This window comes from Nocardia sp. NPDC004654, from assembly GCF_040609595.1.
Classification (GTDB): Bacteria; Actinomycetota; Actinomycetes; order Mycobacteriales; family Mycobacteriaceae; genus Nocardia.
On record NZ_JBEXKI010000002.1, the window covers coordinates 513,216 to 539,709 of the forward strand.

Here is a 26,494-nt window from a genome sequence, read left to right on the forward strand (position 1 = left end):
CGGTAGCGCGACGCGATCATGAACACGGCCCCCGCGCCCCGAAATGGATAACGCGTTGCGGAGACGCGGTGGCCGGAGACTACGCTGTGGACCCGTGATCACCCGCCTCTCCCACCTCTTCCTGCGTACCCTGCGCGACGACCCCGCCGACGCCGAGGTGCCCAGTCACAAACTTCTCGTGCGCGCCGGATACGTCCGCCGCATCGCCCCGGGCGTCTACTCGTGGCTGCCGCTGGGTCTGAAGGTGCTGCGCAAGATCGAGGACGTTGTCCGGGAGGAGATGAACGGCATCGGCGCGCAGGAGATCTCGCTGCCCGCGCTGCTTCCGCGCGACCCGTACGAGACCACCAACCGGTGGACCGAATACGGCGACGCGCTGTTCCGGCTGCAGGATCGCAAGGGCGCGGACTACCTGCTCGGCCCCACTCACGAAGAGCTGTTCGCGCTCACCGTGAAGGGCGAGTACAACTCGTACAAGGATCTGCCCGTCGCGCTGTACCAGATCCAGACCAAGTACCGCGACGAGGAGCGTCCCCGCGCGGGCATCCTGCGCGGGCGCGAATTCGTCATGAAGGACTCCTACTCCTTCGACCTCGACGAGGACGGCCTGAAGGCCAGCTACAACGCGCACCGCGAGGCCTACCAGCGCATCTTCGACCGGCTCGGCGTCGAGTACGTCATCGTGGCCGCCACCTCGGGCGCGATGGGCGGCAGCGCCTCGGAGGAGTTCCTCGCCGACAGCCCCGTGGGTGAGGACACCTACGTGATCTGCCGCGAGTCCGGCTACGCGGCCAATGTGGAGGCGGTGATCACGCCCGCTCCCGAAGCGCAGCCGATCGAGGGCAGGCCCGAGGCCGTCGTGCACGACACCCCGCACACCCCGACCATCGCCACGCTGGTCGAGTGGGCCAACGCCGCGGGCATCGCCGAGCAGTACGGCAGGCCGGTCACCGCGGCCGACACCCTGAAGAACGTGATGGTCAAGCTGCGCCACCCGGACGGCAAGACCGAGATCGTCGGCATCGGCATCCCCGGCGACCGTGAGGTGGACGACAAGCGCCTCGGCGCGTCGATCGAGCCCGCCGAGGTCGAGCTGCTCACCGAGGCCGACTTCGCCGCCAACCCGTTCCTGGTGAAGGGCTACATCGGTCCGAAGGCGTTGCAGGAGAACGGCATCCGCTACCTGGTCGACCCCAGGGTGGTGACCGGCACGTCCTGGATCACCGGCGCGGACAGCGAGGGCAAGCACGTGGTCGGCCTGCTCGCGGGTCGCGACTTCACCCCGGACGGCACCATCGAGGCCGCCGAGGTCCGCGACGGCGACCCCTCACCGGACGGGCGCGGCACGCTGGTGTCCGCGCGCGGCATCGAGATCGGGCACATCTTCCAGCTCGGCTACAAGTACACCGACGCCTTCGAGGTCGACGTGCTCGGCGAGAACGGCAAGCCGGTGCGGTTGATCATGGGCTCCTACGGCGTCGGCATCTCGCGCATGGTCGCGGTGATCGCCGAGCAGCAGCACGACGAGAAGGGTCTGCGCTGGCCCGCCGAGATCGCGCCGTTCGACGTGCACGTCGTCATCGCGAACAAGGACGAGGCGGCCCGCGCGGGCGCCGAGGACGTGGTGTCCGGCCTGCACGCGCAGGGTCTCGACGTGCTCTTCGACGACCGCACCGCCTCGCCCGGCGTGAAGTTCAAGGACGCCGAACTCCTCGGCATGCCTTGGGTTCTCGTCATCGGCCGCGGCTGGGCCGAGGGCAAGGTGGAGCTGCGCAACCGCTTCACCGGCGAGGCCGAGGAGATTCCGGCGGGCTCCGCCGTCGAGACGGTGGTCGCGAAGATCCGCGGCTGATTCGCCCGAGCATTCTGTTCGCCGCCCCGGTCCCCACGGTGGGACCGGGGCGGCGTTCGTTTTCGGACTGTCTCGGAAACTCCGGGCCTCGACTGAGTCTCGCATCCGGGTCCGCCCGGCGTGAGAAGGTTGGACAGTCGCCCTCTCCTTACGCTTCCGTAGGCTAGATTTGCCGGTCTGCTAACTGACATACCCACCACACGCTGCTGTTACCCGCTGGTAAGTTAACCGGCATGACGAACACCGAGGCGTTGTTGTTCAACCCGGCCACCTACGATCCGCAGCATTTCGACGCGGAGACCCGCCGCCTGCTGAAGGCCACCATCGAGTGGTTCGAGAGCCGCGGCAAGCGGCAGCTGCTAGCCGACGATCACAACGCCGTGTTCACCGCGGACTTCCTCGAGTTCGTCGCCAAGGAGAAGCTCTTCGCGACCTTCCTGACCCCCGCGGCGTACGCCGACGGCGACGAGAACCGCCGCTGGGACGCCGCGCGCAACGCCGCGCTCTCGGAGATCTTCGGCTTCTACGGCCTGGCGTACTGGTACGCCGAGCAGGTGACCATCCTCGGCCTCGGCCCGATCTGGCAGAGCGACAACGAGGCGGCCAAGCGGCGCGCTGCCGCCGACCTGGCCGACGGACAGGTGATGGCCTTCGCGCTGTCCGAGCAGTCGCACGGCGCGGACATCTACAACACCGACATGGTGCTCACCCCCACCGAGCCGGGCAGTGCCGACGCCGAGGCCGGAATCCTGTTCCGCGCCAACGGCGCCAAGTACTACATCGGCAACGGCAATGTGGCCAGCATGGTCTCGGTGTTCTCCCGGCGCGGTGACATCGAGGGCGCCGACGGCTACATCTGGTTCGCCGCGGACAGCCGCCACGAGAACTACCACCTCATCGACAACGTCGTGAACGAGCAGATGTACGTGAGCACGTTCCGGCTGGAGAACTACCCGGTGCGCGCCGAGGACATCCTGCACACCGGTCCCGAGGCGTTCTCCGCGGCGCTGAACACCGTCAACGTCGGCAAGTTCAACCTGTGCCACGGCGGTATCGGCATGGTGGAGCACTCCTTCTACGAGGCCATCACGCACGCCAACAACCGCGTGCTCTACGGCAAGCTCGTCACCGACTTCCCGCATGTGCGTGGCAATTTCGTCGACGCCTACAGCCGCATCATCGCGATGAAGCTGTTCAGCGACCGCGCCGTGGACTACTTCCGCACCGCGAGCCTGGACGACCGGCGCTACCTGCTGTTCAACCCGATGACCAAGTCCAAGGTGACCTCCGAGGGCGAGGTGGTCATGACCCTGCTGCTGGATGTCCTGGCGGCCAAGGGCTTCGAGAAGAACACCTACTTCAACGAGGTGCAGCGCCTGATCAACACCCTGCCCCGGCTCGAGGGCACGGTGCACGTGAACGTCGGGCAGATCCTGAAGTTCCTGCCCAACTACCTGTTCAACGCGAAGGACTACCCCGAGGTCGGCACCCGCCAGGACGCGGCCGACGACGAGTTCTTCTGGCGGCAGGGCCCGGCTCGCGGCGCGGGCCGAGTGCAGTTCGCGGACTGGAACCCGGTGTACCAGAAGCACTCCGACGCCGCGAACGTGGCGCGCTTCTACGAGCAGGCCAAGGCGCTGCGCGACCTGATGGCCACCGCGGCCCCCGACGAGGCGCAGCAGCAGGACCTGGACTTCATGCTCACCATCGGCCACCTGTTCTCCCTGGTGGTCTACGGCCAGCTGATCCTGGAACAGGCCGCGATCACCGGCCTGGACCGCGACGTGCTCGACCAGATCTTCGACTTCCAGATCCGCGACTTCAACGCGCACGCCACCACCCTGTACGGCAAGGCGTCCGCCACCGCCGCGCAGCGGGAGTGGGCGGTTGCGGCGCTGCGCACCCCCGAGGTCGACCGGGAGCGTTTCGACCGGGTGTGGGCGCAGGTGGCGTCCTACGACGGCGCCTACGAGATGCGCCCCTGAGCGAGCCGGGTGCGGCCGAATACTTTTCGGCCACACCCGCTTTCGGACCTCGATCGGACCGTGGCCGAGGCGCGCGAGTCGGGACTTCGCCCAGCGACCGATGGTCGAAGCTGCCAGGTCGCGCGCAGCTGAAAGACCGTCGCGCAGCTGGAAGACCTCAGCCGCGTGGGCGGCTCGCCGAGCGAGCGGCGAACGTCGGGCTACCGGGCCGGTCTCAGGGCTGGCCGGGGAAGGCGACGGTCGGCGGGTTCGCGCCGAGAATCGCTTGCCACGCGGCCATGCGCAGTGCGCATTCGGTGAGCGCGTCGACACCGATGCGGCGGGTCGGTTCGGATTCGCCGTGCTCGACGACCGCGCGCCAGGCGATCGCGGTGTCCTTCTCGACGGTGACGGCCAGTCTCGCCGCGTCGATCGGACCGTCCACCGGGAACGGCATCGTGTAGGCGGGTTCCGGCGGCGGTGCGCTCGCTCCCGCCGCACGCAGCGCGTCGACGGTGGTGTCGCGGCGGGCCCGGTGCGCCGCGGTGTTCTCGGCGATGAGGCGATCCCGCTCGGCGGAGGCGAACGCGGCGATCACGCCGTAGGCGTAGACCGCGGCGTTCTCGGCGGTGAGCGCGTCGAGCAGGGCTTGGCGTTCGGCGTCGGTCATGCCAGCAACACCCCGGCGTGTGCGGCGCAGGCCGCGCTGATCGAGGCGAGCAGGCCCGCGCGGTAACCGGATTGGGTCACCGCGAGATCGGCCGCGGATTTGCGGGAGCGGGCGAGCTGCTCGCGTAACTGGTCGAGGCTCGGCGGGGAGATCGGTGGCACGTCCGTACCTGTCGTCTCGGGGCCGGTCGTGACCGCGGCGAACGGCAGGGCGTTGTCCCGGGTCTTGCGCGCCGGGGTGGTCCCGTCGCCGTAGACGCCGACGGCGCGGGCGATCTCGGTTCGCAACGCGTCCGCGTGCGCGGTGCGTTCGTTCGCGATCGTGCTCAGCGCGGCCTGCCGCTGGGGAGCGAGCGCGATCGCCGCGGTCGCCGCCGCGGCGTCGGTTCGGGCCGAGATCTCTTGTGCGGCAAGCGGATCGGGTTCGTATACGGATTCGTCCGCGCAGCCCGTCGCGGCGCCGAGCGCGAGGGCGCCGAACGCTCCGCCGCCCGCGAGCCGCAACGCGGTGCGGCGGTCGACGAGGGGGACGCGATGCGCTAGGGGGTCCTGGGACGCGTGCCGGTCGACCCGGCTGCCGAAGGTGCGCCCGGCCGATGGCGGGGCGAGGAGGCGGAGAGGCACGGCACCATCGTGCCAGACCGGTCCGACCACTCCGGTCACGCCGAGCGACCCGCCCTGCGCGCCGCGCACCCGGGACGCATGTCTCGGGCCGCTGGTCCTTTACACTCTCGTGGCGCGTTACGCTAGACCTTCGGTACAGAAAATTCCGACCGCGTCACAACTGAACCAGGAGCCGCCCCACATGCCGATGCCGACCGAGGAAAGGGTGAGCCAGCTCGTTGCTGAGCTCGTCGAACGCCGGGGATTCGACCTCGAGGGCGTCGAGATCTCGAGGGCAGGCAAGCACGCGGACGCGCAGGCCAAGGTGAAGGTCACCGTCGACAGCGACGGTACCGCCGATCTCGACACCATCGCCACCCTCAGCTCGGAACTCTCGCTGCTGCTCGACGACGCGGGCGATTTCGGCGAGACGCCCTACCTGCTGGAAGTCACGACCCCCGGCATCGACCGCCCGCTCACCGCCGACCGGCACTGGCGCCGCGCGCAGGGCCGCAAGGTCCGCGTCACGCTCAGACCGGGGGCCGAACCACCGGAACCGGGGGGTTCGGCGCGGTTCGAGGCGCGAGTCGGTGCGCTGGCGCAGGATTCGGTGGCGCTGGTGCTCGGCGGCAAACGCAACCCGCACCGGGTGCACGTGCCGCTGGCCGATATCGCAGAGGCCGTCGTCCAGGTCGAGTTCTCCGCGCCCGGCGAGCGAGAGCTGGAGCTGGCGGGCGGGGTGACGCCAGGTCGTCCCAAACCGGGGCACGACGACGATGCTCTCGCGGTCGACGACGCCGCGGATGCCCGAGGAAACACCGATGCACTACCCGTAACAGCGTCCGATTCGACCGAAGGGATCGTGGAATGAACATCGAAATCGAAGCCCTGCGCGCGATCGTCGCCGACAAGGGGATCTCGATCGAGACGGTGATCTCCGCGATCGAGTCGGCGCTGCTGACCGCCTATCGACACACCGAGGGTCACCAGCCCAACGCGCGCATCGACATCAACCAGAAGACCGGCGTGGTCCGGGTGATGGCGCGCGAACTCGACGCCGATGGCAACGTGATCTCCGAATGGGACGACACCCCAGAGGGTTTCGGCCGGATCGCGGCGACCACCGCGCGCCAGGTCGTGTTGCAGCGGCTGCGCGACGCGGAGAACGAGAAGTCCTTCGGCGAGTTCTCCACCCACGAGGGCGACATCGTCGGCGGTGTGGTGCAGCGCGACGCGCGCGCCAACGCCCGCGGCACCGTGGTGGTGCGCATCGGCAGCGAGCTGCACGGCACCGAGGGGCTGATCCCGCCCGCCGAGCAGGTGCCCGGCGAGACATACGAACACGGTGACCGCATCAAGTGCTACGTGGTCGGCGTCTCCCGCGGCCCGCGCGGCCCGCAGATCACCCTCTCGCGCACCCACCCGAACCTGGTGCGCAGGCTCTTCGCGCTGGAAGTGCCGGAGATCGCCGACGGCTCGGTCGAGATCGTCGCGGTGGCCCGCGAGGCCGGGCATCGCTCCAAGATCGCGGTGCGCTCCACCGTGCCTGGCGTCAACGCCAAGGGCGCCTGTATCGGCCCGATGGGCCAGCGCGTGCGCAACGTGATGAGCGAGCTGGCGGGCGAGAAGATCGACATCATCGATTACGCCGAGGATCCGGCCGCCTTCGTCGGCAACGCGCTCTCGCCGTCGAAAGTGGTTTCCGTCACTATCGTCGACCCCGACGCCCGCGCGGCCCGCGTGGTGGTGCCCGACTTCCAGCTCTCGCTCGCGATCGGCAAGGAGGGCCAGAATGCCCGCTTGGCCGCGCGTTTGACCGGCTGGCGGATCGATATTCGCAGCGACGCGGCCCCGGACGTGGGCGGCGGCGTGCGGACGGAGGCGCATCGCAGTTGAGCGAAGCTCACACCGCGAACAGGGAATCCCGCCCCGGGGATGACATGTTGGTAACTTCCGCGGGGGAGGGGTTCGGCGTTCGGGGCCGGGCAGCGGTACAGTGGTCCCAGGTTCAGCACGAGCCTTCGGCTTCTTCGCTCGAACGCACCACCGATCGACTCCCCGCTTCCGAGCGGCGGTCGGCCCCGGTGCGCACGTGTATCGGATGCCGGAAGCGCGAGTTGGCCGTCGATCTGTTGCGGATCGTGGCACAAGATCGGGAAACCGGCGACGGATCCCGTATCGTCGTGATCGTTCCCGATCCGCGGCACAGACTTCCCGGGAGGGGTGCCTGGTTGCACCCCCTTTCGTCTTGTCTGAGCACCGCAGAACGGCGCCGAGCATTCGGCAGAGCACTACGAGTGTCCGGACATCTGGATATCTCAGCCCTGGAGCATTACCTCGAGAACAGGCACGAGCACTCATGAGCACACCGTGAAGTACCAACGATGAACGTCCATCGGAGATAACCCGAGGTCGTGCGGGCCGCCGTCCCCTGAAACGGTGGCACTGCTCGACCTCTCAGTGAGGAGAGCAGTGGCAGGCAAGGCCCGCGTGCACGAGTTGGCCAAAGAACTCGGTGTCACGAGCAAAGAACTACTCGCAACGCTCAAGGAGCAGGGCGAGTTCGTGAAGTCGGCGTCCTCGACGGTGGAAGCGCCCGTCGCCCGTCGGCTGCGCGAGTCGCTGGCGGCGAAGTCCGCGCCGGCGGCAGACGCCAAGTCCGGGGCGCGCCCCGGGCCCGCTTCGTCGGCCCGTCCGGCCGCGAAGCCCGCCGCGGGCGGTCCGCGCCCCGGCCCACGTACCCCGGCTCCGGCGCAAGCCGCCGCGTCGTCCCCGGCCGCGCCCGCGGCCCAGGCCGCCGCGACTCCCGGCCCGGCCACCACCCGTCCCGGTGACGGTGTGCGCCCCGGTCCGGCCGTGAAGCCGGGCCCCGCCGCGCCCGCGCAGGACTCGGCGCCCGCCGCCAAGGCCGCGCCCGCTCCGTCCGGTCCGCGCCCGACCCCGGGTGCGCCGCGTCCGGGCCAGCAGCAGCGTCCCGGTGCGCCCGCACAGGGTGGTCCGCGTCCCGGTGGGCCGAAGCCCGGCCCCAAGACCCCGCGCGTCGGTAACAACCCCTACTCGTCGACGCCCGCGCCCGAGCGCGCCCCGCGTCCGGCGCCCCAGGGCGGTCCGCGTCCGGGTCCGGCTCAGGGCGGTCCCCGCCCGGGTCCGGCCCAGGGCGGCCCGCGTCCGGGTCCCGCGCAGGGTGGACCGCGTCCCGGTCCGGCTCAGGGCGGTCCCCGTCCGGGTCCCGGCCAGGCCGGTCCGCGTCCGGCCGCTGCCCAGGGTGGCGGCCCCCGTCCCGGTGGTCCCCGTCCGAGCCCCGGCTCGATGCCTCCGCGTCCGAATCCCGGTGCGATGCCGCAGCGTTCGGCCCGTCCGGGTCCCGGCGGCGCCGGTGCGGGTCGTCCCGGTCGTCCGGGTGGCGGCGCCGGTGGCGCCGGTCGTCCCGGCGGTGGCGGCGGCTACCGCGGTGGTGGCGGCGGCACCGGTGCACCCGGTGCCGGTGCGGGTGCTCCCGCGGCCGGTGGTTTCCGTGGTCGTCCCGGTGGCGGCGGCGGTCGCCCGGGTGGTCCCGGTGGCCGTGGCGGTGCGGCCGGTGCGTTCGGTCGTCCCGGTGGCGCCCCGCGTCGTGGTCGCAAGTCGAAGCGGGCGAAGCGCGCCGAGTACGAGAGCATGCAGGCGCCCGCCGTCGGCGGCGTGCGGCTGCCGCGCGGCAACGGCGAGATCATCCGGCTCGCCCGTGGCGCGTCGCTGTCGGACTTCGCGGAGAAGATCGACGCCAACCCGGCCGCTTTGGTCCAGGCGCTGTTCAACCTCGGCGAGATGGTCACCGCGACCCAGTCGGTGAACGACGAGACCCTCGAGCTGCTCGGCAGCGAGATGAACTACGTCGTGCACGTGGTCAGCCCCGAGGACGAGGACCGCGAGCTGCTGGAGAGCTTCGACCTCACCTACGGCGAGGACGAGGGCGACGAGGAGGACCTGCAGGTCCGTCCGCCGGTCGTGACCGTCATGGGTCACGTCGACCACGGTAAGACCCGACTGCTGGACACCATCCGCAAGGCCAACGTCCGCGAGGGCGAGGCCGGTGGCATCACCCAGCACATCGGCGCCTACCAGGTGATGACCCACCTCGGCGACGACGACCGACTGATCACCTTCATCGACACCCCGGGTCACGAGGCGTTCACCGCCATGCGTGCCCGCGGTGCGAAGGCCACCGACATCGCGATCCTGGTGGTCGCCGCCGACGACGGCGTCATGCCGCAGACGGTGGAGGCGATCAACCACGCCCAGGCGGCCGACGTGCCGATCGTCGTGGCGGTCAACAAGATCGACAAGGAAGGCGCGAACCCGGAGAAGATCCGGCAGCAGCTGACCGAGTACAACCTGGTGGCCGAGGAGTACGGCGGCGACACGATGTTCGTCGACATCTCCGCCAAGCAGGGCACCAACATCGACGCACTGCTCGAGGCCGTCCTGCTCACCGCGGACGCGGCCCTCGACCTGCGCGCCAACCCGGACATGGACGCCCAGGGTGTCGCCATCGAGGCGCACCTCGACCGCGGCCGTGGTCCGGTGGCGACCGTGCTCATCCAGCGCGGCACGCTGCGCGTCGGCGACTCGATCGTGGCGGGCGACGCCTACGGTCGCGTGCGCCGCATGGTCGACGAGCACGGCGACGACGTCGAGGCGGCGCTGCCGTCGCGGCCCGTCCAGGTCGTCGGTTTCACCTCGGTGCCCGGCGCCGGTGACAACCTGCTCGTCGTCGACGAGGACCGTATCGCTCGCCAGATCGCCGACCGCCGCAACGCGCGCAAGCGCAACGCGCTGGCCGCGCGCAGCCGCAAGCGGATCAGCCTGGAAGATCTGGATGCCGCGCTGAAGGAGACTTCGGAGCTGAACCTGATCCTCAAGGGCGACAACTCCGGTACCGTCGAGGCCCTCGAAGAGGCCCTCATGGGTATCGAGGTCGGCGAGGAAGTGCGCCTGCGGGTCATCGACCGCGGTGTCGGTGGCGTCACCGAGACCAACGTCAACCTGGCCTCGGCGTCGAACGCGATCATCATCGGGTTCAACGTGCGCGCCGAGGGCAAGGCGACCGAGCTGGCCAACCGCGAGGGCGTCGACATCCGGTACTACTCGGTGATCTACCAGGCCATCGACGAGATCGAGAAGGCCCTCAAGGGCATGCTCAAGCCGATCTACGAAGAGGTCGAGCTGGGTCGCGCCGAGATCAGGGCCATCTTCCGCTCGTCGAAGGTCGGCAACATCGCGGGCTGCATGGTCACCTCCGGGTCGGTCAAGCGCAACGCCAAGGCGCGTCTGCTGCGCGACAACGTGGTGATCGCCGAGACCGTCACCATCTCCTCGCTGAAGCGGGAGAAGGACGACGCGACCGAGGTCCGCGAGGGCTACGAGTGCGGTATGACGCTGACCTACTCCGATATCAAGGAGGGCGACGTCATCGAGGCGTACGAGCTCCGCGAGAAGCCGCGCGACTGACCGGTCCGAGTATTCGAACACCGCACCAGCGTCCGAGGCCCCGCTCCTACGGCGGGGCGCCGGGCGCGAGGTGCGGTGTTCGGTTCGGCCTAGAACACTGAAAGGTGTGTGGGTGTACCTAGGTGCACTGGAGTTCGACATCCTGCTCGGCGACGTCCATTCGCTGAAGGAGAAGCGGTCGGTCATCCGGCCGATACTGGCCGAGTTGCAACGCTTCGGCGTGAGCGCGGCCGAGGGCGGGGAACACGATCGGTACCGGCGCTCGTTGCTGGGAGTGGCCATGGTCAGTGCCGGCATGGATCACCTGACCGAGGTGCTCGACAAATGTGAGAGGCACGTCGCGGCGCGCCCGGAGTTACAGTTGCTGGCAGTACGCCGCCGGATCTTCGGGCCCGAAGACTGAGCCCCGCGACGCCAACCGAATACAGACAACAGTGAGGAGGAGACGGCCATGGTGGATCAAGCCAGGGCACGCCGACTCGCGAAGCGGATTTCCTCGATCGTCGCCACCGCGATCGAATACGAGGTGAAGGATCCGCGGCTGCGTTTCGTGACGGTCACCGACGCGAAGGTCACCGGTGATCTGCGCGAGGCCACGGTGTACTACACGGTGATGGGTGAAACCCTCGAAGCCGAACCGGATTACGCGGCCGCGGCCGCCGGTCTGGAGAAGGCCAAGGGTGTGCTGCGTTCCAAGGTAGGGGCGGGAACCGGGGTGAAGTTCACGCCGACGCTGGCGTTCGTGCTGGACAAGGTGCCCGACGCCGCGCGCGAGATGGAGGAGCTGCTGGCCCGCGCCAGGGCCGCCGACGACGCGGTGGCCAGGACGGCCGCCAACGCGCGGCCCGCGGGCGAGGCCGATCCGTACAAGGTCGAGCGCGACAGCGCCGAGTGACGCGCGACACGGATGACGACGAGCGGTAACAAGGCCGAACTCGACGCGGCCGTCGCGGCGCTGAACGCCGCCGGATCGGTCACCATCCTGTGCCATGTGCAACCCGACGCCGACACCATCGGCAGCGGTCTGGCGCTGGCGCTCGTGCTGCATCGGCGCGGGATCCCGGTGTGGGTGTCGTTCGCCGAGCCCGCCGAACTGCCCGCTTCCATGCGCTCGCTGCCCGGGATCGAGCATCTGGTCCGGCCCGCGGAGGTGCCGCGCGCAGTGGACCTGCTCGTCGCGGTGGACTGCGGCAGCGCGGGGCGGCTCGGCGCGCTGGCTGACCGGCTGTCCGGCGCGGTGACGACGCTGGTGCTCGACCATCACCGCTCGAACACCCGCTTCGGTGCGATCAACGTGGTGGACTCGGGCGCGGAATCGACGACCAGCCTGATCGCCCGGTTGCTCGACGCCTGGGGCGTGCCGATCGATGCCGAGGTCGCGCACTGCCTGTACGCGGGCCTGGTCACCGACACCGGCTCGTTCCGCTGGGTGCGGCCCGGAACCCACCAGCTGGCCGAACGGCTGCTCGCCACCGGGATCGACGGCGCCGAGATCGCGCGCACGCTGCTGGACACCCATCCGTTCGACTGGCTGCCGATGCTGTCACGGGTGCTCGGCACGGCCCGGCTGGAGCCCGGCGCGCGGAGCGGCACCGGGTTGGCGTACGCGTTCGTGCGCCGCGACGACGTCACCGGCGTGCGGTCGGAGGAGGTCGAGAGCGTCATCGATATCGTTCGCACCACGGCCGAAGCCGGGGTGGCCGCGGTGTTCAAGGAGTCGCGCACGGTCGACGGCCGCTGGACCGTGTCGCTGCGGTCCCGCGATTCCGGGCCCGGCGCGCAGGACGGTGTCGACGTTGCGGAGGTGGCGACCGCGCTCGGCGGCGGCGGGCACCGTTACGCGGCCGGGTACACCACCGACGGACGCCCGGAGGACGTGGTGCGGGCCCTGCTCGCGGCGCTCGGATGAGCACGCGGGATATCGCGGGCGTCAGTGCCGAGAGCGATGCCGATCCCGCCGAGGCCGGGCCGAGGCGCATTCTCGGCCTCGCGCTACCCACGCTGGGCGTCTTGGTCGCCGAACCGATCTACCTGCTGTTCGATCTCGCGGTGGTCGGCAGGCTCGGCGCGCTGGCGCTGGCCGGACTGGCCGTCGGCGGCTTGATCCTCGCGCAGGTGAGCACCCAACTGACCTTCCTGTCCTACGGAACGACCGCGCGGGCCGCGCGCAGGCACGGCGCGGGCGACGAGCGCGGCGCGGTGGCCGAGGGCGTGCAGGCCACTTGGCTCGCGGTGCTGGTCGGCCTGCTGATCCTGATCACGGTGCAGGCGTTCGCCGTTCCGCTGACCAGCGCCATCGCGGGCGGCGGGGACATCGCCGCCGAGGCGCTGCCCTGGGTGCGGATCGCGCTGTTCGGCGTGCCGCTCATTCTGATCGCGATGGCGGGCAACGGGTGGTTCCGCGGTGTTCAAGAGACCCGCCGTCCGCTGCTGTATGTGGTTGCCGGTCTTGTGCTTTCGGCCGTGCTGTGCCCGGTGCTGGTGCATGGCTTGCTCGGCGCGCCCACACTCGGGTTGCCCGGCTCGGCGGTGGCGAATGTCGCCGGGCAGACCGTGACGGCCGCGCTGTTCCTGGGAGCCTTGGTGCGCGAACGCGTTTCGCTGGTTCCGCAGTGGGCGGTGATGCGCGCCCAACTGGTGCTCGGCCGCGACCTGATCATGCGCAGCTTGGCCTTTCAGGCATGTTTCGTGTCGGCGGCGGCCGTGGCGTCGCGGTTCGGTGCGGCGTCCGTCGCGGCGCACCAGCTGGTCCTCCAACTGTGGAACTTCCTTGCGCTGACGCTGGATTCGCTGGCTATCGCCGCCCAGACTCTGGTGGGTGCGGCGCTCGGCGGTGGAAACGCCGTGGGTGCGCGGCGGCTCGCGTGGCGCGTCACGCGGTGGTCGGAGGTCTTCGCGCTCGCGTTGGCCGGTGCGTTCGCCGCGGGGTACGCGGTCGTCCCGCCGCTGTTCACCGACGACCCTGCGGTGCTGGATCGCACTCACGTGGTGTGGTGGTTCTTCGTGGGCATCATTCCGGTCGCCGGTGTGGTGTTCGCGCTCGACGGCGTGCTGCTCGGCGCCGGTGACGCCGCGTTTCTGCGGACCGCGACGCTCGGTGCCGCGTTGATCGGCTTCCTGCCCGCCATCTGGCTCTCGCTCGTCTTGGACTGGGGAATCGCGGGCATCTGGTCCGGTCTGGTCGCTTTCATGGTGCTGCGGCTCGCGGCGGTGGTCTGGCGGACGCTGACGGGTCGCTGGGCGCAGGTGGGCGCGGAGATCCCGCGCGGCAGCGGCTGACCGTCCGGTTCGCTATTTCGAAAACGATATTCATTCCTGGCAAGATGGGGGAATGCTCGAGCAGCTGCCAGCGCGCCGCACGCGAATCCGGGTGTCGTCGACCTACGTTCTCGCCGGGTTGCTGGTGGCGGGAATCGTCTGGCAGGCCCAGCTCGCCTCGGCGATCGACGCGCGGCTGCGGCTCCAGACCGCGCTGACGATGTTCGTCGGAGTCTTCGTGCAGGCCATTCCCTTTCTCGTGCTCGGTGTGGTGGTCAGCGGCGCCATCGCCGCGTTCGTCTCGCCCGCGCTGCTGCGGAAGGTGTTGCCGCGCAATGAGACCGCCGCGATCGGTGTCGGCGGGCTGGCGGGGCTCGCGCTGCCCGGCTGCGAATGCGGCGTCGTTCCGGTCGCGCGCAGGCTGATCGATCAGGGCGCGCCGAGTTCGGTGGCGCTGGCCTTTCTGCTGTCGGCGCCCGCGATCAACCCGGTGGTGTTGATCGCCACCGCGGTCGCGTTTCCCGGCGAACCGGGAATGGTGGCGGCGCGGTTCGCCGGCTCGCTGGCCACCGCCCTCGTCATGGGGTTGCTGTGGTCGCGGTTCGGCAGCCCCGCCTGGATGCTGCCGCGCGGCGGACCGGACCACTGCGTGACCGGCCGCACCCGGGCCGAGGTCTTCGCCGAGGCGGCCCGCCACGATCTGCTCCAAGCAGGGGCGTTCCTGGTGCTGGGCGCGGCGACCGCTGCGGCGCTGCACGTCCTGGTTCCGCCGCGCTGGTTCGAGCACCTGGCCACCCGGATGCTGCTGGCCATCGTGGTGCTCGCGGTGCTGGCGGTGGTGCTCGCGTTGTGTTCGGAGGCCGACGCGTTCGTCGCGGCGAGCATGTCGACGCTGCCGTTGTTGCCGCGGTTGGTGTTCCTGGTCGTTGGGCCCGCCGTGGACGTCAAGCTGTTCGCGATGCAGGCGGGCGCGTTCGGGCGGCGGTTCGCGCTGTGGTTCGCGCCGTCGACCTTCGCGGTCGCGATCGTCTGCGCGACGGTGGCGGGTTACGTTTTCCTCGGGGGTGCGCGATGAGGCGGGAAACGCAGAACCTGCTGTTGCTGCTGATCGGAATCGCGGTGCTGCGCATCACCTTCGACGGCACCTACCTGCGCTACGTGAAGCCGGGTCTCTTTCCGTTCCTGCTGGTCAGCGGGATCGGCATCATCGCGCTCGGCACCGCGGCGGTCATCGGCGACCTGTATCGCGGGTCGTCGCGCGGCAGCAACCATCGCCATCAGCACGAGCACGGACACGAGCACGGGCATGGGCGCGTGCAGTGGCTGCTGCTCGCGCCGGTCGCCACCCTGCTGCTGGTCGCGCCGCCCGCACTCGGCGCGGGGGCGGCGGTGACCAGCTCGGCGATTCGTCCGCCGGATACCGTTGTCGCGCAACCGGAGTTGATCGCCTACCCGCCGTTGCCCGACGAGCCCGCTCCTTTCCTCTCGATCTCCGAGGTGGTGAACCGTGCGACGCTCGACTCCACCCGGTCGCTGGACGGCCGGGAGATCACCGTCAGCGGTTTCGTGCTGCGCCGCATGCGCGGCTACGGCATCGACCTCGGTCGCGTGGTGATCACTTGCTGTGTGGCCGATGCCCGTTACATTCGGCTGCACCTGTCCGGCATCGAGGAGCCGCTCGACGAGGACACCTGGCTCGAGGTGCGCGGCGTAGTGGAACCGGGCAGCGCGCGCCGCGACCGCGACTCGATCCCGACGCTCGTCGTCCGCGAGTACCACCGCGTCGAACGGCCCGACCACTCCTACGAGCGGGGCCGCTGACTCACGCGGATTCTTCGACCGCGCGATAGCGGCGGACGACGACACCCGCGGGACGGACCGACCGGCCCGCCACGGTGAGCCCGGGGTGCACGAGCCCGTCGACGGTGCGGTCGGCGTCCGGGTCGGTGGTGGCGGTGACGTCGGCGGCCTCCATCGTGAGCGAGTCGAAGGGGTCGTCGGGACGCGGCATGACGATCGCCGCCCCGCGACCGGTGAGCAGCCGTTCGACGCGTGCGCCGATGACCTCGAACGCCGCCCGCTCTCTAAGCGATTCGGCGGTGGCCGCGCAGGCGGCGGTGTCGTTGTGCAGGGCGAACAGCTCGACGACCAGCGGAAGATCGGCGCCAGCGCGGTCCTGGCGGGCGCGGGCCTTCGCTTCGTCGGCGAGGCGCTCGATGGTGGCGGCCTGGCGGGCGACGATCCGGGACAGGTCCTCGACGCGTTCGACGAGTTGGGCGAGCGATTCCGCGACTGGTTCCGTCATGCTCGCACCATAGCCCGGACGCGAGTCGATTGTTTTGAGCGTCAGCCGGATTCGCCCATCGGTCGCTGCGCCACTGTCGGCGGTGGCTGATACCATCGCCTGCCATGGGGGTCTACGGCATCGACCTGGGCACAACGAACTCGGCGATCGCGCGGATCGACGCCGACGGTCGGCCCGAAGTAATGATCGGCATGAACGGGGAACCGACGGTTCCCTCCGTCGTGCTGTTCGCGTCCGCGTTCGATCATCTGGTGGGCGAGGGCGCCCGACGGCAGGCCCGGCTGGATCCCGAGCACGTGTGCTCGCTGGTGAAGCGTCGAATGGGCGACGCGGAGTGGCGTTTCGCCGCGCACGGCGAGACCTGGTCCGCGCCCGCCGTTTCCGCGCTGATCCTGAAGAGTCTCGCCGCCGACGCGGAATTCGGCGGCGGTGAGCCGGTGCGCCGGGCCGTGATCACGGTGCCCGCGTACTTCGGCGACGAGGAGCGGCGCGCCACCATTCAGGCGGGGACCTACGCGGGCTTCGATGTCGCTGGCGTGCTGTCCGAGCCGATCGCCGCGGCGTTCTCCTACGGTTTCGGCAGGCTCGACGGCGGCGTCGACATCGGCAAAACCGGTGCGCGCGAGACCGTGCTCGTCTACGACCTCGGCGGCGGCACCTTCGACGCCACCGTCATCGAGCTGGCCGATCGCCGCATCTCAGTGCTCGCCGTGGAAGGCGATCACCAGCTCGGCGGCGCCGACTGGGACGAGCGGATCGCCCTGTATCTGTCCCAGCGGTTCTGCGCGGCCAATCCCGATGCCGAAGACCCACTGGACGATTCGGCGGGTTCGCAGACGCTGGTGTTGGCCGCCGAGCGTGCCAAGCGCGAGCTCAGTGTCCAGGAGAGCACGGAGGTCGTCGTCGCGCACGACGGCGCCCGCGCCGTCATCACGCTGACCAGGGACGAACTCGAGTCGATGACGGCCTCGCTGATGCGCCGCACGCTCGATCTCACCAGGGATTGTCTGGCCGCGGCGGGCAAGCGCGGCGTGGCGTCGGTCGACCGGCTGCTGCTGGTCGGCGGCTCCTCCCGGATGCCGATGGTCGCCCGTGAGCTGGAGAAGGAACTCGGCCTGATCGGCGAGTTGCGCGACCCGGATCTGTCGGTGGCGCGCGGCGCGGCGCTCTACGGCGAGAAGCTCGAGATGGAGCGGTTGATCGTTGCCGATCTCGTCACCCGCGGTCGGCTGCGCGACGGCTCCGGTCTGAACGAGGCGGCGCCCGCGGATCTCGAGCAGTCGGTCGCGCGGGTCGCGGAGTCGTTCGGCCAGCCGGTGAGCCTGGTGCGGCGGATGCTGGAGATCCAGGTCGACACGGTGGTCTCGCGCGGATTCGGTGTGCTCGCACTGGATTCGCACTACGGGTTGGCGGCCGCCTGGCTGGTGCACCGCAACCAGACGCTGCCGGTTCGGGTGCGTCGGTCGTTCGGCACGGTGCGCGAGGACCAGGATCAGATCGAGCTGACCATCGTGGAACAGCAGGGACAGGCCGCCTCGATGCGTCCCGAGGACACCAAAGTGCTTGTGGAGGGCCGGATTCGCGGCATTCCCCCGGGCTACCCCGCGGGCAGCGAGGTGCGCGTCACCTTCGAGATGGGCTTCGACGGCGTGCTGCACGTGACAGCGCACCACGTCGACGCCGACATGCCGCTGACGTTGTCGGCGCAGACCGGAGCAACCCTGTCCCAGGCCGATGTCGCGCGCGAGCTCGACCAGGTGCAGCGTTCCCGGCGTCGCGACAGCTGAGCCGCCATGCACGCTTTCGACCCCAACGACTACCGCAAGCGGGTGCTCGCCGCGGTCGAGCGCCGCGGCGGCATCGACCAGTCGGACCCGTTCGAGCTCTACGACATTCCGCTCGACGAGGCCGAGACCCTCAGCGACGCGGAGGTTTCCGCTCGGGTGAGCGAGGTGTGGGGCTTCTGGCAGCGCCAGCGCGACCATCCGAAGTACCGCGTGCTCGTCGGATTGCTGGTGGAAAGCCACGACCACCTGTCCTATCTGCTGCTCGACGCGTCGACGCGGCGGGCCGAAGCGATCCGGATCCGGCAGGAGCGCGAACAGCGCGACGCCGAACGCTACGAGATGCTGGACACCGCGATCTCCCGGCTGGTGCAGCGCCACGGCGGGGTGCCCGCCGCGAAGGTGCCGGGGCTGGAGGAGATCGGGGCGATGGGCGGGCTGTCCGCCGCCGAGGTCGCCACCCGTTTGCGCCGCCACCGGATCATCCAGGACGCGCCGCGGCCCACCGCGTCCGCCAGCACACTCACCGACCAACGGCGTCAACAGATTCGCGGGCTGCTCGCCGAATGGGGGCGCCTGGTGGACGGTCCGCCCGCGCCGACGTTGCTCGGGCTGCTCGGGCTGGATCCGAGCCGCGCCACGCACACCGGCGAGATCCGGCTGCGCGCCGACGCGTTGCGCGCCCGGTCCCGCGAGCTGCCGCCCGGACGGATGCGCGTGGTGCTCGACGAACTGCTCGTGCACGTGCAGGACCTGCTGGAGCCCGGTGGCCCCGAGGTGGCCGAGTACGTCGCCTCGATCGTCGAGGACGTCACCGCGGAGCTGCGGCCCAAGGTGCGGGCCGCCGTGCTGGTCGAGGACGAGTTGGTGGGGGAGGACTACGAGTTCCTGCTCGACGAGGCGATCGCGCTCGGCATGGACCCGCACGCCGCGGGACGACTGCTCGAAGACCTGGCCGTCGAATTGGGTTCGCGCGCAGTCGGATCCGCGCGGCCGACGCCCGCGCCTTCCGCGTCGAGCACGGGCCGATCGGCGGCACCCGTCGCGCCCGCTCCGCCGCGGCGGCAGTGGGAGGAGCCGCTCAAGGCCGCGCGGGCGGCGTTGCGAAGCGGTCGTCCGCAGGAGGCCGCGCGCCACATCGCCGAGGCCAGGGGCCTCGATCCGCACAACGAGGGCACCACACCGATCCGCTCGGTGTCCGACGACGTCGAACGGGTGCTCGCCGACGCGGCCCGGCTCTGGCGGGTCGCCCTCGCGGCCCGCGCGGCGACACGCTACGTGGAGGCGCTCGAACACCTTCGGCAGCTGCGACGCGTCGCCGCCGACGTGCCGCCGCCCACCGGATCGGCCGCTGGCCTGGACGAACTGCTCGCCGAGGCGGAACGGGCCGTCGCCGAGGCCGACCGCTTGGTCGCGGCCGCGGCCGCGGGGCCGTCCGCCGAACGCTCCCGCACCCTGCGCGCTGCCCAAGCCGCCTGCGTCGACCACCCGGGCGCGAGCGAGGCGCTGGCCGCCACCCCCGTGCCCGCCCCCGGCCGCGTGACGGCCACCCGCATGACGAACGGCTCCGTGCAGGTGGTCTGGACGCCCGCTCCGGCCGACGACGTGGCCTACCGCGTCACCCGCCTCCAGCCGGACGGCTCCTGGCGCGTGGTCGGCCGCACCGGAGGCACCGAACTCGAAGACGGAGGCGCTCCGCCCGGCGAAGTGCCGGTGTACGCCGTCGCCGCCGCTATATCGGGGAGTTACTCCGAAGCCACACGTTCGGACGCCGGTCCCGATCCGCGGTCGTTGCCGACCGCCTCGACGGACACGCACGGCCGAGCCGCGCAACCACTTCCGGTGTCGGGGCACGCCTCGGTAGACCGCTCCGGGTCGGCCGACTCAGGCGGTTCCGGCATGCCACCGAGTTCGGTCGTCCAACCGGCCTCGGCCAGCCAGTCCGCTCCGGTGGGCAGCCACGACCAGGCCACTCCCGCGGTTCCTCCTGGCACGACTATGGTGCCGGGCGGGCGTGCCGACGGCGAAAACTCGGCCCAAGCGGAGTTGCTGGAGCGAACCGGCTCGGCCCCGAGTCAGCACGCGCCGGTGGATGGGCACGGTCGGGCTGCCGACGTGGGTTCGACGGCTGAGCCCAGCGCGACGATGGTGCCGGGCGCGCGTGCCGACGGCGAACACGCGGGCCAGCCCGATTCGCCGGACCGGTCTGGTTCGGCCGCCCCAGCCGCTTCCACGCCGGTGCCGCCGAGCTCGGTGCTCCAACCGGCCACCACGAGCCAGTCCGCGCCGGTGGACGGGCACGATGGAGCAGCCGACGCCGATGCTGCCGGTGATCCCGCCCCGATGAGGCGGCCCGACTCGACCGGCGGGCATTCGCAGGCGATGCCGCACGAGGTTGTCGATCGGTCCGGCTCTCCGACACACGAACCCACGGTTCGGCAGGATGCCGACGGTCTGCCCGGCTCGGCGATCGAGTCGGGCGAGACAGCCGATTCCAGCGGAGTTCCTTGGTCCGGTTCGACCGAGCAGGGGTGGTCGCCGGATTCGGCTCAGTCCAGCCCGGTCGCGCGGTCGGCGGGGTCCGGTGAGTCTGCCGAGTTCGAGGCGGAGACCGCGACCGGCTCCGGCATCGAGCCCACCGCGCCAGTGGTGCCGGACGATCCCATGCCGAGCGGCATCCCGGTGGTCACCGATCTTGCCGAGCGTGCGGGTCTGTTGACCTTCGTGTGGCCGACGGGGATCACCGAAGTGATGGTGGTGGCGCGTCCCGACCGTCCGCCCCTCGCACCGGACGAGCCGGAAGCACGCGCGTGGAAGGTCACCAACATGCGATACGAGCTCGACGGAGGCGTCCGGGTTCCGCCGGACCTGCCGCGCCCCTGCCACATCGCCGTGGCGTCGTGCCGCCGCGAGCCCAGCGGCAAATTGACCGTGGCGGCGGGTTTCGCGCCGGGCGCCCGGATCCACTGGACGCACGCGTAGTCGACGGCGGCGTCCGGGTTCCGCCCGGGTCTACCGCGTCCGTGTCACTCGCCGTGGCGTCGTGCCGCCGCGAGCCCAACGGCAAATCGACCGTGGCGGCGGGCTTCGCGCCGGGCGCTCGGATCCACTGATCACCGCGCCGAGCCTCGGGGCACTGCGGAATGCCGCCCGCGTTCACCGCGTTCCGATCGGGGATGAATCGTGTTGGCGGAGGCGGGCGGCGGCTGGTCGTCTCGGATGTGACAAGGTGGGTGTGGTGATACCCAAGTTGATGGCGGTGAGCGACGTACACGTCGGGCATCAGGGGAATCGGCCGATCGTGGAGCAGATCCAGCCGGACTCGCCGGAGGACTGGCTGATCGTCGCCGGTGACGTGGGGGAGAAGACCGAGGACATCCGCTGGGCGCTGGAACTGCTGCGCCAGCGCTTCGCCAAGGTGATCTGGGTGCCCGGCAACCACGAGCTGTGGACCACGGCGAAGGATCCCGTGCAGATGCACGGCGTCGCCCGCTACGAGTACCTGGTGTCGATATGCCGCGACCTGGACGTCGTCACACCCGAGGATCCGTTCCCGGTGTGGCGCGGGGCCGGCGCCGAGGCACATGGCGGCGCGGTGACGCTGGCCCCGATGTTCCTGCTCTACGACTACTCGTTCCTCCCCGAGGGCGCGAAGACCAAGGCCGAGGGCCTGGCCATCGCCCGCGAGCGCAACGTGGTCGCCACCGACGAGTTCCTGCTCTCCTCGGAGCCGTATCTGACCAGGGACGCCTGGTGTCATGCCCGGGTGCAGGTCACCAAGCGCAAGCTGGACGCGCTCCCGCCGGAGACGCCGCTGGTGCTGATCAACCACTTCCCGCTGGTCCGCCAGCCCACCGACGTCCTGTTCTATCCCGAGTTCGCGCTGTGGTGCGGCACCGACCTGACCGCCGACTGGCACACCAGCTACAACGTGGTGTGTTCGGTGTACGGGCACCTGCACATTCCGCGCACCTCCTACTACGACGGCGTCCGCTTCGAAGAGGTCTCGCTCGGCTACCCGCGCGAATGGCAGCGCCGCGGCCTGCCCGACAAGCTGCTGCGCCAGATCCTGCCTGCCCCGGAGTATCCGCCGGGCACGCTGAACAAGTGGGGCGGTCATTTCAAGGTCACCCCCGAGATGGAGGCGGCCGCGGCCGAGATGCGCAGCCGCGCCCAGCGCAGGCGCGGCGTTTGATCCGGCCCTGACAGGCGCTGTCGGACCGAGTTCGTCGCGCATGCGGAGGTGCGCCCGACCGGACAGCCGGATGAAGTCCTTCGTCGGCCCGCGAACGACCGCAGCGCATGCGGAGGTTCGCCTCGACTAGGCTCGGAGCCGATGATCGAGAACATTCTGCCCAATGGCGTCGCCTCGGCCGAACTGTTGGCGTACCCGGAGGATCTGAAGCCGCATCCGGCCGAAGAGCATCTCATCGCGCAGTCGGTGGAGAAGCGGCGTCGCGATTTCATCGGCGCGCGCCACTGCGCGCGGCTGTGCTTGGAGGAACTCGGTGAGCCGCCGGTCGCGATCGGCAAGGGCGAGCGGGGCATGCCGATGTTCCCGCGCGGCATCACGGGCAGCCTCACGCACTGCGACGGCTACCGCGCCGCGGCGCTGGCGCACAAGATGCGCTTCCGCTCGATCGGCATCGACGCCGAACCGCACGGCGCGCTGCCGGACGGCGTGCTCGACTCGGTGAGTCTGCCCGCCGAGCGGGAGTGGTTGCGCGACATCGATTCTCGCCTGCACCTGGATCGGCTGTTGTTCTGCGCCAAGGAGGCCACCTACAAGGCGTGGTTCCCGTTGACCACCCGCTGGCTCGGTTTCGAGGAGGCGCACATCACCTTCACCGTCGAGGAGAACGCCGACGGCACCGGTTCGGGCACTTTCCGCAGCCAGCTGCTGGTGCCGGGCCAGACCAACGACGGCGGGCTGCCGCTCACCTCGTTCGACGGACGCTGGCTGATCGCCGACGGGCTGATCCTGACCGCGATCGCGCACGGCTGATGACCGAGCCGACCACCCAGGCGCAGCGCCCCGACGTGCTCGGCGGCCTGTTGATCGTGGACAAGGACGGGGGCTGGACCAGCCACGACGTGGTGGCCAAGTGCCGGAAGTTGTTGCGTACCAAGAAGGTCGGGCACGCGGGCACGCTCGACCCGATGGCGACCGGGGTGCTGGTGCTCGGCGTCGAACGGGCCACCAAGCTGCTCGGCCTGCTGACGCTCACCACGAAGGCCTACACCGCCACCATCCGGCTCGGCCAGTCCACCACCACCGACGATGCCGAGGGCGAGACCCTGGCGACCGTCTCCGCGCTGCACCTCACCGACGCGGACATCGCCACGCGAATCGCGGAACTGACCGGTGACATCGAGCAGGTGCCAGCCACCGTCAGCGCCATCAAGGTGAACGGCGAACGCGCCTACGCCCGCCACCGCGCGGGTGAGGAAGTGCGCCTCACCGCCCGTCCGGTGACCGTGTCACGCTTCGATGTGCTTGCCCGGCACGATGTTTCGGACGGCTTCGTCGATCTGGACGTCGTGGTGGAGTGCTCCTCCGGCACCTACGTGCGTGCGCTGGCCCGCGACCTCGGCGCCGCGCTGGGCGTCGGCGGTCACCTGACCGCTTTGCGCCGCACCAGGGTCGGCCCCTTCACCCTGGAACACGCGCGAACGCTGGATCGGCTCGCCGAGGATCCCACGCTGAACCTCGGCATCGACGAGGCGGTCCGCATCGCGTTCCCGCACCGCACGATCGATGACCGCGAAGCCGAATCCCTGCGCGACGGACGGTGGTTGGATCCGATCGGCATCGCGGGCGTGCATGCCGCGCTGACCGCCGACGGCACCGCCATCGCGCTGCTCGAGGAGAAGGGCAAGCGCTCCTCGCCGGTCTTCGTCATCCGCCCGCGCGGACTCGTGGACTGACGGCACTCCGGCCGCCGACGGTCATCGGACAGGCCGCGCGGCTCGTCCGGTTTCCGGATGTTGACGCAGGTCTGCCCTGGCCCTACTATCGCTTGTAGTAGTCGCACATCGGCGCGATTTTCCAGGTCAAGACCGTTGTGCGGCAAGGGGTTATGTTTTCTGGAGGGAAGCCATGGCGAAGCTGCTGAAGATCCTGGCGATGACGATGGGCGTAGCGTGCGTCGCGATCGGCTTCCTCCACCTGGCGCTCGGCATCGACTCGGTGCCCGACATGGGTTCCTCCGGTGTCACCGCCGACAGCCAGAGTCGCTTCTTCGGCGCCATTTTCGTCGGGTACGGAGTGGCGTGGATCTGGACCGCGCGCCGCACGCCGATTCCGGCGCTGGCGGTGCGGTGGCTGGCGGGTATCTTCCTGCTCGGTGCGGTCGGGCGGGTGTTGTCCGTCGCCGTGTACGGGTGGCCGCACTGGTTCCAGATCGTGCTCACCGTCATCGAATTCGCCTTCCCTCCGGTGTATTTCTGGCTGGCCGATGCCGATGAGAAGCGGGTGGCGGCCGAGCGGGTCGCCGTTCCCTAGCGGCGAATACCGAACACGGCAGGCGCTGCCGGACGGAGTCCGTCGACAGACCACGGACGGCCGGAGCGGATGCGGAGGTACGCCCACGCCGACAACGGAACCGTACAGTGGTCGTGGGTTCGCCGTCCGAAATCGCCGGCGGCCGTGGGAAGGCAGTGGCATGAGTGAACAATCGGTCGACACGTTCGAGCTGTGGGACCGCGACGGTGACGGACTCGTCTCCGTCGAGGACATCACCGACGGAATCCGCGCGCTCGGGCTGGAAGTCGACGCCGACGCGATCGAGCGCCTGGTCGCCGCGGCCGATACCAACGGCGACTTCCTGGTCTCCAAGGCCGAATTCGACGCGGCACTGGTGACCGGACGCCTCGAGGTGACCGACGCGGACGCCGCCTTCCGCGTGTTCGACACCAACGGCGACGGGCGGATCTCGGTCGAGGAACTCGAATCCCTCATCCGCCACGTCGGCGCGGGCCTCGTCGACATCCCCGCGGCCGACCTGCTCGCCGCCGCCGACCGAGACGCGGACGGCTATCTCTCCCCGGCCGAATTTCGCGCCCTGCTGGACGAACTCGCCCGCTGAGCCGGGATCGATCGACCACCGAGCAGCGCCCGGGCCAGTCCCGACGCCTCGGCCGCCAGCCCCGGTGGGTTCGTGGCGATGAACATCGAGTCGGCCGCGAGATTGCCGAGTACGTGCCAGCTCGGATCCGGTGTGCCGCCGACCAGTAGCCGACGGGAACCGGGTTCGGCGCGCAGACCGCCCGCCGGATGCGTTTCGGCCGCGCCCGCCGCGAGCAACGCGCTGATCAGCGACTGGGTTTCCGTGGGCGTCGTGTAGGCGGGCGGGTTGACCGCGTTGAACACGGTGTCCGCGGTCCAGCTCCGCCCGTCGTGCACGGTGAAACCGCCGCCGGAGCGCGCCTCGATCTTGGTGACACCCGCGCACAACCGCAGTTGACCGGAATCCAGCAGCCGCAGCACGATACGCGCGTTGTGCGGGACCATCGGCGAGCTCAGGCTGTTGATCGTGCGGAAATGTCTGGAGCGCAGCATCTCTCGATCACGCTCCGCGAGCAGCGGCCAGGCGGTCGGGCCAACTGTGCGGATGACCATGGCGAGCAGGCGTCGCCCGAGGTGCGCTGCGTCGACGCCCTCCAGCTGGCGGCGCAGCCGAAGGACCGAATCCTCGTCGTCGGTGATCTCGGCGGCTAGCGTGTCGAAATCCTGTCCCAGCGCGGCGAGTTCGGACTGCATGAGCGAAACCAGCTGGGCGAAGCGGAGTTCGCCGTGCGCAGCATGCTCGCGCACCACCGCGGGTGTCAGGTGCACCGCATCCATCCGGACCGGGCGCTGTTGGACGAACGGGAGCCGACCGCCGCGCGAGAGCAAGCAGATCGGACCGGTGTGACCGTTGGCGGTCAGGGCGACGGCGATATCCACCGCGGTCAGTCCGCTGCCGATCACGGCGACGTGCCGGTCCGCGGGGAGTTCGGCAAGGGTGCGGGCGAGCGGATAGGGCTCGTTCACGTAACCGGGTGCGCCGGTGAGCCCGTAGTGGTCGCGCGGACCTCCGCCGCCGACCGCCAGGACAGCACGGTCCACCGAGACTCGCTCGCCGCTCGCGGTGTGCAGCACCGGGCGTCCGTCACGGGAGAATCCGGTGACGGCCGAGCGCACGACTCGAACCGGGCAGCCCGCCCGGCTCAGTCGTGCGATCGCCTCGCGCGCGGTGTCCTCGAGGTACTCGCCGTAGACCGCCCGGGGAACGAGCGGCTGACCCAGCCCTTCGTCGAGGTAGCCCGCTACATCGCGTCCCTCCAGCCAGCGCTGGTAGTGCCCCGGATCGCCCGCCCGCACCGACATGATCGGCGGAGGCGCGTTCACTCGAACCGCGTCGAGATCCGGCTGATACGGACGACCCCGCCACGGCACGGGCGCGCCGTCGAACACGGTGACGCCACTGGGTTCGTCGTCGGCCGCGGCGAGCGCGTCGAGCAGCGCGACGGCGGCCGCGCCCGCTCCGATGATTCCGATGTGCATGGGGCTCCTTCGATTTCGTGATCG

At 70.3% G+C, this 26,494-nt stretch carries 23 protein-coding genes; 19 read left to right on the top strand and 4 right to left on the bottom strand.

Annotated features, from left to right (window positions below; all coding sequences use genetic code 11):
• Positions 1-94: 94 nt before the first annotated feature.
• Together ABZV58_RS08135 and ABZV58_RS08140 are read left to right on the top strand one after the other, a co-directional pair.
• On the top strand, positions 95-1,852 hold the full coding sequence (locus ABZV58_RS08135) for a proline--tRNA ligase (protein WP_354999447.1): 1,758 nt from the start codon (positions 95-97) through the stop codon (positions 1,850-1,852).
• 233 nt (positions 1,853-2,085) lie between these two features.
• Positions 2,086-3,837, top strand: a complete 1,752-nt coding sequence (locus ABZV58_RS08140; protein ID WP_354999448.1) for an acyl-CoA dehydrogenase family protein — start codon at positions 2,086-2,088, stop codon at positions 3,835-3,837.
• 214 nt (positions 3,838-4,051) lie between these two features.
• Here ABZV58_RS08140 and ABZV58_RS08145 read toward each other — a convergent pair whose 3' ends face one another.
• Together ABZV58_RS08145 and ABZV58_RS08150 are read right to left on the bottom strand one after the other, a co-directional pair.
• On the bottom strand, positions 4,052-4,486 hold the full coding sequence (locus ABZV58_RS08145; RefSeq protein WP_354999449.1) for a ferritin-like domain-containing protein: 435 nt from the start codon (positions 4,484-4,486) through the stop codon (positions 4,052-4,054).
• The gene (locus ABZV58_RS08150; protein ID WP_354999450.1) at positions 4,483-5,109 is read right to left on the bottom strand and encodes a hypothetical protein; all 627 of its coding nucleotides are present in this window, start codon (positions 5,107-5,109) and stop codon (positions 4,483-4,485) included. The genes ABZV58_RS08145 and ABZV58_RS08150 overlap by 4 nt, the downstream gene beginning before the upstream one ends.
• 181 nt (positions 5,110-5,290) lie before the next feature.
• Here ABZV58_RS08150 and rimP point away from each other — a divergent pair, with 181 nt between their 5' ends.
• From rimP to ABZV58_RS08200, 10 genes are all read left to right on the top strand, one after another.
• Complete coding sequence (rimP, locus tag ABZV58_RS08155; RefSeq protein WP_354999451.1) at positions 5,291-5,959, top strand: ribosome maturation factor RimP; 669 nt, start codon at positions 5,291-5,293, stop codon at positions 5,957-5,959.
• Positions 5,956-6,984, top strand: coding sequence for a transcription termination factor NusA (gene nusA, locus ABZV58_RS08160; protein ID WP_067782429.1), 1,029 nt, complete (start codon positions 5,956-5,958; stop codon positions 6,982-6,984). The genes rimP and nusA overlap by 4 nt, the downstream gene beginning before the upstream one ends.
• Before the next feature lie 188 nt (positions 6,985-7,172).
• Positions 7,173-7,451: a YlxR family protein gene (locus ABZV58_RS08165; RefSeq protein ID WP_354999452.1), complete on the top strand. Its 279-nt coding sequence runs from the start codon at positions 7,173-7,175 to the stop codon at positions 7,449-7,451.
• A 109-nt stretch (positions 7,452-7,560) separates the two neighbouring features.
• Positions 7,561-10,575 (top strand): translation initiation factor IF-2, encoded by a 3,015-nt coding sequence (gene infB / locus ABZV58_RS08170; protein WP_354999453.1) that lies wholly within the window; start codon positions 7,561-7,563, stop codon positions 10,573-10,575.
• Between the two features lie 112 nt (positions 10,576-10,687).
• The gene (locus tag ABZV58_RS08175; protein WP_067782782.1) at positions 10,688-10,978 is read left to right on the top strand and encodes a DUF503 domain-containing protein; all 291 of its coding nucleotides are present in this window, start codon (positions 10,688-10,690) and stop codon (positions 10,976-10,978) included.
• Between the two features lie 48 nt (positions 10,979-11,026).
• On the top strand, positions 11,027-11,470 hold the full coding sequence (rbfA, locus tag ABZV58_RS08180) for a 30S ribosome-binding factor RbfA (RefSeq protein WP_354999454.1): 444 nt from the start codon (positions 11,027-11,029) through the stop codon (positions 11,468-11,470).
• A 12-nt stretch (positions 11,471-11,482) separates the two neighbouring features.
• Complete coding sequence (locus ABZV58_RS08185; RefSeq protein ID WP_354999455.1) at positions 11,483-12,484, top strand: bifunctional oligoribonuclease/PAP phosphatase NrnA; 1,002 nt, start codon at positions 11,483-11,485, stop codon at positions 12,482-12,484.
• Positions 12,481-13,854 (top strand): MATE family efflux transporter, encoded by a 1,374-nt coding sequence (locus ABZV58_RS08190; RefSeq protein WP_354999456.1) that lies wholly within the window; start codon positions 12,481-12,483, stop codon positions 13,852-13,854. Before ABZV58_RS08185 ends, ABZV58_RS08190 begins: the two co-directional genes overlap by 4 nt.
• 52 nt (positions 13,855-13,906) lie before the next feature.
• Positions 13,907-14,908, top strand: coding sequence for a permease (locus ABZV58_RS08195; protein WP_354999457.1), 1,002 nt, complete (start codon positions 13,907-13,909; stop codon positions 14,906-14,908).
• Positions 14,905-15,654, top strand: a complete 750-nt coding sequence (locus ABZV58_RS08200; protein ID WP_354999458.1) for a TIGR03943 family protein — start codon at positions 14,905-14,907, stop codon at positions 15,652-15,654. Before ABZV58_RS08195 ends, ABZV58_RS08200 begins: the two co-directional genes overlap by 4 nt.
• A 1-nt stretch (position 15,655) precedes the next feature.
• Here the strand turns inward: ABZV58_RS08200 and ABZV58_RS08205 are convergent, their stop codons facing one another.
• Positions 15,656-16,138 (bottom strand): nucleotide exchange factor GrpE, encoded by a 483-nt coding sequence (locus tag ABZV58_RS08205; protein WP_354999459.1) that lies wholly within the window; start codon positions 16,136-16,138, stop codon positions 15,656-15,658.
• Between the two features lie 104 nt (positions 16,139-16,242).
• On the opposite strand from ABZV58_RS08205, the gene ABZV58_RS08210 reads away from it, so the two are divergent.
• The 7 genes from ABZV58_RS08210 to ABZV58_RS08240 all read left to right on the top strand — a co-directional run bounded on the left by ABZV58_RS08210 (position 16,243) and on the right by ABZV58_RS08240 (position 25,010).
• Positions 16,243-17,925, top strand: coding sequence for an Hsp70 family protein (locus ABZV58_RS08210; protein ID WP_354999460.1), 1,683 nt, complete (start codon positions 16,243-16,245; stop codon positions 17,923-17,925).
• Positions 17,926-17,931: 6 nt separating this feature from the next.
• Positions 17,932-20,904 (top strand): hypothetical protein, encoded by a 2,973-nt coding sequence (locus tag ABZV58_RS08215; RefSeq protein ID WP_354999461.1) that lies wholly within the window; start codon positions 17,932-17,934, stop codon positions 20,902-20,904.
• A gap of 256 nt (positions 20,905-21,160) precedes the next feature.
• Complete coding sequence (locus ABZV58_RS08220; protein ID WP_354999462.1) at positions 21,161-22,117, top strand: metallophosphoesterase; 957 nt, start codon at positions 21,161-21,163, stop codon at positions 22,115-22,117.
• A gap of 141 nt (positions 22,118-22,258) precedes the next feature.
• Entirely contained in the window at positions 22,259-22,927 is a 669-nt protein-coding gene (gene npt / locus ABZV58_RS08225) for a 4'-phosphopantetheinyl transferase Npt (protein WP_354999463.1), read from the top strand.
• Complete coding sequence (gene truB, locus ABZV58_RS08230) at positions 22,927-23,850, top strand: tRNA pseudouridine(55) synthase TruB (RefSeq protein ID WP_354999464.1); 924 nt, start codon at positions 22,927-22,929, stop codon at positions 23,848-23,850. Before npt ends, truB begins: the two co-directional genes overlap by 1 nt.
• 172 nt (positions 23,851-24,022) lie before the next feature.
• Positions 24,023-24,427, top strand: a complete 405-nt coding sequence (locus ABZV58_RS08235; RefSeq protein ID WP_354999465.1) for a DUF4345 domain-containing protein — start codon at positions 24,023-24,025, stop codon at positions 24,425-24,427.
• A gap of 160 nt (positions 24,428-24,587) precedes the next feature.
• Positions 24,588-25,010 (top strand): EF-hand domain-containing protein, encoded by a 423-nt coding sequence (locus ABZV58_RS08240; protein WP_354999466.1) that lies wholly within the window; start codon positions 24,588-24,590, stop codon positions 25,008-25,010.
• Here ABZV58_RS08240 and ABZV58_RS08245 read toward each other — a convergent pair.
• A complete protein-coding gene (locus tag ABZV58_RS08245) occupies positions 24,959-26,470 on the bottom strand; it encodes an FAD/NAD(P)-binding protein (protein WP_354999467.1) in 1,512 nt (503 codons plus the stop codon). The genes ABZV58_RS08240 and ABZV58_RS08245 overlap by 52 nt on opposite strands.
• Positions 26,471-26,494 lie beyond the last annotated feature (24 nt).

Excerpts from the sequence above, each read along its gene's own strand:
- ABZV58_RS08205 (WP_354999459.1), bottom strand. The coding sequence starts at position 16,138 with ATGACGGAACCAGTCGCGGAATCGCTCGCCCAACTCGTCGAACGCGTC.
- ABZV58_RS08195 (WP_354999457.1), top strand. The coding sequence starts at position 13,907 with ATGCTCGAGCAGCTGCCAGCGCGCCGCACGCGAATCCGGGTGTCGTCG.
- ABZV58_RS08190 (WP_354999456.1), top strand. The coding sequence starts at position 12,481 with ATGAGCACGCGGGATATCGCGGGCGTCAGTGCCGAGAGCGATGCCGAT.
- ABZV58_RS08235 (WP_354999465.1), top strand. The coding sequence starts at position 24,023 with ATGGCGAAGCTGCTGAAGATCCTGGCGATGACGATGGGCGTAGCGTGC.
- truB (WP_354999464.1), top strand. The coding sequence starts at position 22,927 with ATGACCGAGCCGACCACCCAGGCGCAGCGCCCCGACGTGCTCGGCGGC.
- ABZV58_RS08215 (WP_354999461.1), top strand. The coding sequence starts at position 17,932 with ATGCACGCTTTCGACCCCAACGACTACCGCAAGCGGGTGCTCGCCGCG.
- ABZV58_RS08200 (WP_354999458.1), top strand. The coding sequence starts at position 14,905 with ATGAGGCGGGAAACGCAGAACCTGCTGTTGCTGCTGATCGGAATCGCG.
- rimP (WP_354999451.1), top strand. The coding sequence starts at position 5,291 with ATGCCGATGCCGACCGAGGAAAGGGTGAGCCAGCTCGTTGCTGAGCTC.
- ABZV58_RS08145 (WP_354999449.1), bottom strand. The coding sequence starts at position 4,486 with ATGACCGACGCCGAACGCCAAGCCCTGCTCGACGCGCTCACCGCCGAG.
- ABZV58_RS08140 (WP_354999448.1), top strand. The coding sequence starts at position 2,086 with ATGACGAACACCGAGGCGTTGTTGTTCAACCCGGCCACCTACGATCCG.
- rbfA (WP_354999454.1), top strand. The coding sequence starts at position 11,027 with ATGGTGGATCAAGCCAGGGCACGCCGACTCGCGAAGCGGATTTCCTCG.
- ABZV58_RS08210 (WP_354999460.1), top strand. The coding sequence starts at position 16,243 with ATGGGGGTCTACGGCATCGACCTGGGCACAACGAACTCGGCGATCGCG.
- ABZV58_RS08245 (WP_354999467.1), bottom strand. The coding sequence starts at position 26,470 with ATGCACATCGGAATCATCGGAGCGGGCGCGGCCGCCGTCGCGCTGCTC.
- npt (WP_354999463.1), top strand. The coding sequence starts at position 22,259 with ATGATCGAGAACATTCTGCCCAATGGCGTCGCCTCGGCCGAACTGTTG.
- nusA (WP_067782429.1), top strand. The coding sequence starts at position 5,956 with ATGAACATCGAAATCGAAGCCCTGCGCGCGATCGTCGCCGACAAGGGG.
- ABZV58_RS08185 (WP_354999455.1), top strand. The coding sequence starts at position 11,483 with ATGACGACGAGCGGTAACAAGGCCGAACTCGACGCGGCCGTCGCGGCG.
- ABZV58_RS08240 (WP_354999466.1), top strand. The coding sequence starts at position 24,588 with ATGAGTGAACAATCGGTCGACACGTTCGAGCTGTGGGACCGCGACGGT.